We start from the raw sequence: 644 nt of genomic DNA, 5'->3' as shown, positions 1-644 counted from the left end.
CGATCTGGATGTAGTTCGGATAGATCGCACCGATGGTCCTGAGCTTGTCGAGCTTGGTCTTGAAGCCCGCCTCCTCTTCGCCTTCCCAGGCGGCTTTGAGCGAGTCGCCGAGCGTGAACGCCAGCTCGCCGCGGCCCTGCTGCAGCAGGATCAGGTTCTCGACCGATGCCTTGGTGGCCTGAACCTGCGTCTTCACGTTCGGAATCTTGTCGCCGTAGATCTTTCCGATCGCGACCCCCAGCGGATAGTAGACACCCGAGGTGCCGCCGGTCAGCACGTTGATGAAGGATTGCGCATGCGCGCAAGGTGCCGACGCCGCCAGAGCGAGAGCCGCGGCCACGCCGAAAATCGTTCGTTTCATGGTTGTTTTACTCCCCAAACCGGCGCCGAAATTGACCGGATGAGGCATGCGGGTCAACCCATCCAAAAGATAAAGCTGGGCTGCGGTAAACGGCCGATCCGATCGATTTTTCGGGAACTTCGCGGCTGCGGCGACGTGGCGCAGCGCTCACCGCTCCCGCGTGCGAGTCGACGCCCCCTCACTGGAACGTCATGTCCAGGCACTTGGAGATGTCGGAGCCGAGGCCGGAGGAGATGATGATGCAGCCGCGCACCTTCTGCGCAGTGACGTCGGCGGCCCAAAC

At 62.3% G+C, this 644-nt stretch carries 1 protein-coding gene; it reads right to left on the bottom strand.

All coding sequences use genetic code 11. The annotated features are described in order from the left end of the window. A partial coding sequence (locus JHD07_RS19375; RefSeq protein WP_291624745.1) for a TAXI family TRAP transporter solute-binding subunit occupies positions 1-361 on the bottom strand: 361 nt, incomplete at its 3' end. Positions 362-644: the final 283 nt, after the last annotated feature.

The organism is Bradyrhizobium sp. (assembly GCF_016462955.1).
Classification (GTDB): Bacteria; Pseudomonadota; Alphaproteobacteria; order Rhizobiales; family Xanthobacteraceae; genus Bradyrhizobium.
The sequence above is the reverse complement of the archived record's forward strand: the minus strand, read 5'-3'. Positions and strand labels throughout refer to the sequence as shown.